Source organism: uncultured Victivallis sp. (genome assembly GCA_944389935.1).
Classification (GTDB): Bacteria; Verrucomicrobiota; Lentisphaeria; order Victivallales; family Victivallaceae; genus Victivallis.
The window spans coordinates 1-5,960 of the sequence record CALXOE010000085.1 but is presented as its reverse complement, the minus strand read 5'-3'; the positions used below and the strand labels follow the sequence as shown (position 1 = coordinate 5,960).

Below are 5,960 nucleotides of genomic sequence, written 5' to 3'. Positions count from 1 at the left end.
TGGAAAATTTCCAAAATCGCGTCGAAAAAACTTTGAAGAACTGTCAGAGACGGAGATTGAGAAACTGGCTGCGATTGTTGAACAGGAAATCATATCACGTAACTCAAAAAATTGAAAAACAGGCCAAAATAAGTGTTTTGACAAAAAAATAAGTGTTTCGGCACGGCGGTTTCCCTGTTTGTAACAAAAACTCCCGCGCCGCGCGCGCCGTTTTTTGCCGGACTCCGGCTTCTTTTTTACTCGGAAATCTTCAACCGGAAACCGCCCCAAAGCCCACTCCATGAAAAAATTTCAAAAAAAATCTGGAGCTCTATTGACATACGACTACGATTCCGGTATAATTATAGACAGGATCACGTAAACATGTATAGGAGCGTGGAAGATGTCGAAAATCGCCTATCAGGCCGTTTATGACGAACTTCACCGGCGGATTCGGGAACGGCAGCTGCTCCCCGGCGAGTTGATGCCGGGCGAAAAGCGTCTCGCCGAAGAGTACCAGGTCAGCCGCACCACCGCGCGCAAAGCGCTGCAGCTGCTCTCGGAACAGGGGTTCATCAGCAGCCGGGCGGGAATCGGCTGGGAAGTGCTGCGTTCCGTGTCAGGTCCGAAAGCTCCGCCGCGACCGTGGACGATCGGCATCGATCCGATCGTGCCCGGATGGGGCGCCTACTATCAGGAACTGCTCATGAAAGGAATTCTCGACACGGCACAGCTGGGAGGATGCCGCCTGTCGGTCCTCGACAACCGCGATCCGAAGACGCTCAACGTGAACGGCATGGACGGACTGCTGATGATGTGGACCGGAGATGAGAACTACGCCCCTTATGCTGCGTTGGCCGAAAAAGGTCTGCCGATCGTATTCATCAACCGGCAGCCGGAAAATCCGCGCTTCTCGTTTTTTTCGGTCGACTACACGCATGAGGCGTGCCGCGCGGTCGAATATCTGCTGCTGACGGGGCACAGGGAGATTCTGATGGTGACCGGCGGAGGCGCTTCGATGGCGTTGCGGGAACGCGGATATTTTCAGGCATACGCGATGCGCAATCTGACGCCGCCCGCCGGGCTGGTGCTGCGAGACCCCGAGGTGGACGAACTGGCCGATGTACTCAAAACGCGCCGACCGTCCGCCGCGTTTCTGCTGTTCGGCTGCCAGACGCCGATTTTCGCGATGGCGGCGGAACGGGCGGGATTGCGGATTCCCGGGGATATCTCTCTGATCTGTTTTGACGATATGGACAGTGTGGCGGGGGTCTCTTTCCCGGTGAGCTGCATCCGCATGCCGCTTTTCCAGATGGGGCAGGCCGCGCTGAAGCATCTGCTGCAGAGAATGGAACGGCCGGAGACCGCTCCGACTCGACAGATCGTGGGAGCGGAGCTGTGCATCAATTCCAGCTGTCGGACTCAGGGGTCGTGAATTTTCAACCGGAATGGGAAATCATGAGCATTTCAGGCAGGGAGCGGCGCCGGTCCCGGTGCAAAAAATTGCCGGAGCACGAACGCATCGGCAGCATCAACGGCGATGAAAACAACAGGAAGTTCCACAAAATCAGAGGCCAGGGGAAATGATGAGAAGAAAATTTTTTACCTTGATTGAGTTACTGATTGTGATTGCGATCATTGCGATTCTGGCTTCAATGCTGCTGCCTGCACTGCAGCAGGCGCGGGAAAGAGCGCGCACGACGAACTGTATCAACAATCTCAAACAGATCGGAACGGGAATTTCCATCTACGCGGGTGATTTCAACGGCTGGTTCCCCTACGTCCCGACCGCGAATGACAACAATTACAACACGCTTAACACGCATAAATTCCGCTATGGGAACGCGAATCACGGGATGGCGGCGGCGTTGATCGACACCGGGATCATCGCTTCCGCAAAAAGTTTTGAGTGTGCCGCGCGTTCGGCGGGCGCGCCACCGACGGAATCGGGATTCAACCGTTACAACATGTCCTGGATCACGCGGAGCTGCCCGGACTGGCTGCTGTCGAGCTACCGGTTTCTGCCGTTTCTCTGGGAGGAAGCCTATGGAAAATGGCAGGAGAATCTGACCCACAGCTATCGGTTGAACTACCCGAACCGAGCGATGGCGGCCGATGAGTTCCTCAAGTTGAACGACCAGCCGCACGCGCACGTGGTGAAGTCCAACGTGCTCTATCAGGACGGAGCGGCGTTGACCGTCGACAATCGGGCGGCGGCCACCTGGGAGACCTACACCTCCTACAATACCTTCCTCTGGTTCAAACAGTATCGGAGAAAATGATGATCGGAAGATTTGGAACATGGTGTGCGGTGTTTTTCGCCGCGGTGAGCGCGGCCGCACTGCCGCCCGTTTTTTCAGTCGGTCCGGAGGGCGGAATCAGGATCGGCGACAGCGTCGAATTTGAATGGATGGCGTATCAGAACTGGCGCCCGAGCTTTCAGAAGTCGGAGGCGATGAAACCTGCGGCGGGATTTCCGGCGATTTCACCGGAGCGTTTTGAACTGGAAGCGGAGTGGCAGCTGCTGGACGAAGTGAAGTGCCGATTCTCCGAAACGGTGGAGACCGCAGGGGAACATGCCGCCATGTGCCGGTGGAAACTGGAGTTTCCGGGTCGGGCCGGAGCGATGCTGGTATTGAACGGCGTCATTCCGGCGGCGGAACTCGGGGGACGCCGTTGCACAGTCGACGGCGAAACAATCGAACTGCCGGAACGGGCCGCCGATTTCAAGGCGCGCAAATGGAACCCGGCCGGAACGGTGGAACTGGAGACTTCCAGCAACCGGGTGGTGCTGGAGGGCGAGTTCGGTCTCGAACTGTTTTCCTCCAACGGATTCTATCGGCTGCGCATCTCGCCGAAGCGGACCGCCCAAAAGGGCAGCACCGGAGAGACGGCGGAATTGACGCTGAAGATCACCGCGGTTCCCGCAGGAATCGCCGCGGAGATCCGCGAGGCGGTCGACAAACTCGGAACACAGCGGCCGCGGGTGCTCGTCAATCAGCTCGACACGATCCGGAAAAATGCGGAGACGCCACAGGGGAAACTGCTCGCCAAACGGATCATCGGCAACGCGGAACAGCTTTTGCCGGTCCCGCCGCAGCCGAAAAAGATGATGGATCCGATGCGGATGCTCTCCACGAGTCAGCAGATTCTGGGACGGCTCACGACGCTGGCAACGGCGTGGGCTCTGACCGGTGAAAAGCGGTTTGCGGAGCGGGCGACGGCGGAACTGATCAATGCCGCCGGTTTTCCGGACTGGAATCCGCAGCACTTTCTCGACACGGCGGAGCTGACATTGGGGATGGCGCTGGCCTACGACTGGCTGTATGAGGAATTGACCCCGGAACAGCGCGACCAAATTGCCGAGGCGATCATCGAAAAGGGGCTCAAACCCGGGTTCGGCCCGAAAACGTGGTGGGTGTCGACGACCAACAACTGGAATCAGGTCTGCCACGGCGGCTTGATTGCCGGGGCGCTGGCGGTGGCCGATCGGGAACCGGAACTTGCGACGAGGATCATTCTCCGGGCGGTGGAGCGTCTGCGCTATTCGCTGGTGGCGAGTTACAGTCCGCGCGGAGCCTATCCGGAGGGGACGGGCTACTGGATTTACGCCTCGGACTTCACCGCGCTGTCGCTGGACATGCTCGACACGGCATTCGGGCGGAATTTCGGTCTGGCCGACACGCCGGGACTGTCACTGACCGGAGATTTCATTCAGGCGATGACGGGGCCGACGGGATACATGTTCAACTGCGGAGACGCGCATACGTTCCAGAAGCGCCAGTTTTCATTCGCGATGTTCAGTTTGGCAAAACGGTACAACCGGGCCGACTGGCTTGCGCCGTGGGAGAACAGCATGCTCGACGCTTACAGTCGGGAGACTCCGGTCTGGAAACTGGACGACAAGCGGCTGCTGCCGCTGGTGCTGACGGCGCTGTGCCCGACGGGGGAGGTCAAAACCGGCCCGCTCGGCTGGTTCAGTTCGGAGAGTGCCGCCGCACCGATTGCAGTGATGCGTTCGAGCTGGGATTCGGACGCGGTCTATTTCGGTCTCACGGCGGGACCGGCACGGCGCAATCACGGACATATGGATTGCGGAGCATTCATCTACGAATCCGACGGGGTGCGCTGGGCGCTGGATCTGGGGGCGCAGAACTATTCAAAACTGGAAAAAGAGTTGCACATCTGGAATATGAACCAGGACAGCGACCGTTGGAAAGTGTTCCGCTACGGGCCCGAAAGCCACAATATCGTGCGGATCGGAGGTCAACCGCCGCGGGTGAATGAGAAAGGCGTCATCACCACCGCCACCGGGAACGTGATTGAAGCGGATCTGACTGCGGTTTTTGCGGGCGGTGCGAACCGGGTGGTTCGACGAGCGGAGTTGCTCTCGGACCGCAGTTTGACGTTGACCGATACGTTGCAGGGGGTAAAACCGGGCGAAACAATCTGCTGGCAGATGTGCACCCGGACCGATGCGACGGTGCAGCCGGATGGATCTGTGCTGTTGACCCAGGGGAAAGCCTCTCTGCATCTTGAAAAGAGTGTACCGGGCGAATGGGAGATCATTCCGGAGCGGGATTTTTTGAAATCGTTCGATCAGGAGGCGGGCCGGGTGAAGATGGTGCGGTTCACGGTTGCGGCGCCCGCTTCCGGCACGGCGGAGCTGGCGGTGCGCTTTCTCCCCGGGGGTCGGTAAGCGGCATTCACTCCTCCCCGCTGAGACGGCGTTTCTTCCCTCGGATTAAATTTGACCAAAACCCGTCGAATCCACTTGAAAAAAAGCCGTTCTCATGTACACAACTTCAAACGGATACTTGGAATTTATGGAACAATTCCCGGCCGATTAACTTAAGCCGGGAATTGCTCTGCTAAAAAATCCGCACACCTCTGCCGAATCACTGAGTGTATGGCGATTGGCGGAAAAACATCTCTTTCATTCGTTTCCGAATTACTTCAGGATTTCGGGAGAAATTCCCCGCGGGAGAAGATGGGATGAAATCATTTTATTGCAAAAAAAACAAAGATACTCTTGACAAAACAATGTTTCAACGGTTTATTACACATAGAATGCATGCTAGCCAGTTATCAGGAGTCTCATTATGAAAAAGTGGTTCTTGCTTTGTTCTGCCTTGCTTTCCTTCTCATTGTTCGCGGATTCCGTAAACTTCCTTTCCAAACCGATGAAAGCCGGCAAAGCCTCGCTTGCTGAAAACGCTTATTTTATTTCCCGACTGTTGGATACAGCAAACTTTTCTCCGGAATTGAAACTGCCGGTACAGTTGGTTTACAATTCCTCCATTGAAAAGACTGGACTTTTCGGGTTTGCATGGAATTCTCCACAGCTTGAAAGTACTGCTTATTATGACAAAGACGGGGTTCTCTGGGTCACGCCCTGGGGAGAAAAGATCAAGCATTGAAATGGAGGTTATATAAATGGAAAATGAAACTTTAACACTTATTAAGACTCGCCGCAGCATTCGGTCATACAAAGAGGATCTTGTGCCCGCAGAAATGCTGAATGCTATCTTAGAGGCAGGAACTTATGCGCCCACTGGCGGCGGACGTCAGTCTCCTACTATTATCGCAATTACAGATCCAAAATACCGAAAACGAATTGCTGAATTAAATGCACAGGTGATGGGTGCTAATACAGACCCGTATTATGGAGCGCCGGTTGTTGTATTGGTATTGGCGGACGGTGCATCTAGCACATTTGTAGAGGATGGAAGTTGTGTATTAGAAAATATGATGCTGGAGGCTCATGCTCTGGGGCTGGGAACTGTATGGGTTCACAGGGAGCGGGAAATATTTGACAGCGAAGACGGTAAGGCTTTGTTGAGAGAATGGAATCTTCCAGAAACTTTGCGTGGCGTAGGTGCTATTGCGATAGGGTATCCTGCAGAGAAGCTGGATAAACCTGCAGCCCGCAAAGAGAATTATATTATTCGTATTTGATACGTTGCGAAACAAAAAGTTGG

At 55.5% G+C, this 5,960-nt stretch carries 6 protein-coding genes; 5 read left to right on the top strand and 1 reads right to left on the bottom strand.

Annotation, left to right across the window (positions count from 1 at the left end; all coding sequences use genetic code 11):
* On the bottom strand, positions 1-282 hold a 282-nt coding region (locus tag Q0J85_RS15190), incomplete at its 3' end, for a hypothetical protein (protein ID WP_294483143.1).
* Between the two features lie 100 nt (positions 283-382).
* Between Q0J85_RS15190 and Q0J85_RS15185 the strand changes: the two genes are divergently transcribed.
* The 5 genes from Q0J85_RS15185 (at position 383) to Q0J85_RS15165 (ending at position 5,937) form a co-directional block, all read left to right on the top strand.
* Positions 383-1,414: a GntR family transcriptional regulator gene (locus Q0J85_RS15185; protein WP_294483141.1), complete on the top strand. Its 1,032-nt coding sequence runs from the start codon at positions 383-385 to the stop codon at positions 1,412-1,414.
* 148 nt (positions 1,415-1,562) lie between these two features.
* Positions 1,563-2,261 (top strand): type II secretion system protein, encoded by a 699-nt coding sequence (locus tag Q0J85_RS15180; RefSeq protein ID WP_367274674.1) that lies wholly within the window; start codon positions 1,563-1,565, stop codon positions 2,259-2,261.
* Positions 2,258-4,678, top strand: coding sequence for a heparinase II/III family protein (locus Q0J85_RS15175; RefSeq protein WP_294483138.1), 2,421 nt, complete (start codon positions 2,258-2,260; stop codon positions 4,676-4,678). Before Q0J85_RS15180 ends, Q0J85_RS15175 begins: the two co-directional genes overlap by 4 nt.
* A gap of 403 nt (positions 4,679-5,081) precedes the next feature.
* Complete coding sequence (locus tag Q0J85_RS15170; protein ID WP_294483136.1) at positions 5,082-5,399, top strand: hypothetical protein; 318 nt, start codon at positions 5,082-5,084, stop codon at positions 5,397-5,399.
* Positions 5,400-5,415: 16 nt separating this feature from the next.
* Positions 5,416-5,937 (top strand): nitroreductase, encoded by a 522-nt coding sequence (locus Q0J85_RS15165; protein ID WP_294483135.1) that lies wholly within the window; start codon positions 5,416-5,418, stop codon positions 5,935-5,937.
* The last annotated feature ends 23 nt before the right edge of the window (positions 5,938-5,960 follow it).